The following is a 2,065-nucleotide window of genomic DNA, read 5'->3' as shown; positions in this document are numbered from 1 at the left end:
TTTTCCCAAAGGAGGAGGGGAGAGTTTAAGTTGAATCTGAAACCTGAAAGTTTGATGGGGATGGTGGCAAGGCTATGCAACCCAAAAGCGTTTTCTGGAAGCGACGGCAGGTGTTGGCCGGCCTGGGATCCCTGGGGGCTTGGGTGTTGAGTCAAGGCTCTCCGTTGGCCCAGAATGCCCCCCAGAGCACGGTAGATCTGGGATCCTTGAGCTGGGCGGATATTCTGGAGCGGGCGCGAGGCAGCTCTGTCAACTGGGCCATGTGGAGCGGCAGTGAGGCCATCAATGGCTTCGTGGATGGCTGGGTGAAAAGCCAGTTGCAGGAGCGTTATGGCATTCGCTTGAACCGGATCCCGCTCACGGATACTGTTGAAGCAGTCAACAAGGTGATTGGGGAGGTGCAGGCCGGTCTGCGCAGCGGCGGCAGCATCGATCTCATCTGGATCAATGGCAACAACTTCCGCACCCTCAAGCAGGGGAATTTGCTCTTCGGCCCTTTTGCTGAGAAATTGCCCAGCTTGCCCTTCTACGATCCCGCCGATATTGCAACGGATTTTGGCCTGCCCACTGAGGGCTATTCTGCACCCTACACCGGCAACTACTTTTTGATGGCCTATGATGCCGAACGGGTACCCAATCCCCCCCAGAGCTACGCCGAACTGTTGGCTTGGGCAGAGGCCAACCCAGGGCGATTTACCTACGTGGCCCCGCCGGATTTTCATGGCAGCCGCTTTTTGTTGAGCGCCTTCTATGGTGTGACCGGGGGCTATGCTCAGTACAGCGGGCCGGACTTCGATGCCGATCTCTGGGCGCGACAATCCCCTGCCCTGGTGGAATACCTGAGAAAGCTGGATCCCTTCCTGTGGAGACAGGGCCAAACCTACCCGCCCACCTTTGCCCGCCTGGCGGAGCTTTTTGCCAACGGCGAAGTGTGGCTCATCCCCACCTTTATCGATCAGGTGATCTTACGCAAGGGCAACGGCCAATTTCCTCCCAGCACCACCCCCTATGGGATCCCGGGCACCAGCTTGATCGATCCCTCGTTCACGGCCATTCCCATTAATGCGGCCAATCCTTGGGGGGCGATGGTCTTGGCGGAGGTTTTGGCCAGCCCGGAGGGGCAGCTGGAAAAGTTCAAGCCGGAGGTCTGGGGGGATCTGCCGCTCATTGATGTCAGCCGGTTGTCTGCCGACTACCAAACAGCTTTTGCCCAGCTGGAGGCTGCCGCCGGGATCCCCATTCAAGAGGCCATTGCTGGGGCAGTGCCCATCGTGAACTCCGAATACACGGTGCAACTGGAGGCCCTCTGGCAGCAACAAGTCTTGCCGGGATAGGGGTCAGGTATGCCCCTCACCCCCAGCCTCTTTCCAAAAGGGGAGGTCTTCTGACATTGGGGGTGGGCCGGGCAATGGCGGAGCAGGATCCTCACCTTGGGGCAACCAAACTTGGAAATGCGTCCATCCATCCGAGCTGTTGACGGAGATATTCCCCCCCATGTGCTCCACCAGTTGCTTCACCAAAGCCAGCCCCAGGCCGGTGCCGCCGTGCTTCCAGCGATCCGATTGCGGGATCCGGTAAAACTTTTCAAAGATGCGGGGCAGCTCTGCTGTTGGGATCTCGCTGCTGTTGCTGCAGACGAAGAGGATCCCCTGCCCTTCTGAGACAACCCGCAGGTGGATGGATCCCTCGGGGGCCGTGTACTTGATGGCGTTGTGCAGCAGCTCGCGCAGAATGCGCCCCAAGCAGGTGGGGTCGGCCCAAAGCGAGGGGATCCCTGACTCCAGGTGCAGTTGCAGGTGTTGATGTTTGGCTTGGGCCAAAGGCTGAGCCCCGTCCAGCAAATCTTGTAAATACCGCGGCAGAAAAATATTCTCTGGTTGCAGCAGATACGTCCCGGCTCCCAGCCGTCGCATATCCAGCAGGTCGTTGATGAGCTCGATTTGCCGGTTGCACTCTTTCAGGGCAATGGTGAAGTAGTGCCGCTGTTTCTCGGGGTTATCGCGGGTCATTTGCAGCATTTGCAAGGCCATGCGCACATTGGTCATGGGGGTGCGCAGCTCGTGGG

The 2,065-nt window shown here is 58.8% G+C and carries 2 protein-coding genes; one reads left to right on the top strand and one right to left on the bottom strand.

Annotated elements, in window-relative coordinates:
- Positions 1-74 precede the first annotated feature (74 nt).
- Entirely contained in the window at positions 75-1,334 is a 1,260-nt protein-coding gene (locus NW819_RS10920) for an ABC transporter substrate-binding protein (RefSeq protein ID WP_414413748.1), read from the top strand.
- Between the two features lie 3 nt (positions 1,335-1,337).
- On the opposite strand, the gene NW819_RS10915 is transcribed toward NW819_RS10920, so the two are convergent.
- Positions 1,338-2,065 (bottom strand): sensor histidine kinase (locus NW819_RS10915; RefSeq protein WP_414413747.1); only part of this gene is annotated, 728 nt, incomplete at its 5' end.

Source organism: Synechococcus sp. R8-2 (assembly GCF_047461715.1).
In the GTDB taxonomy this organism is placed as follows: domain Bacteria; phylum Cyanobacteriota; class Cyanobacteriia; order Thermostichales; family Thermostichaceae; genus Thermostichus.
This window is presented reverse-complemented; position numbering and strand designations above follow the sequence as displayed.

Excerpts from the sequence above, each read along its gene's own strand:
- NW819_RS10920 (WP_414413748.1), top strand. The coding sequence starts at position 75 with ATGCAACCCAAAAGCGTTTTCTGGAAGCGACGGCAGGTGTTGGCCGGC.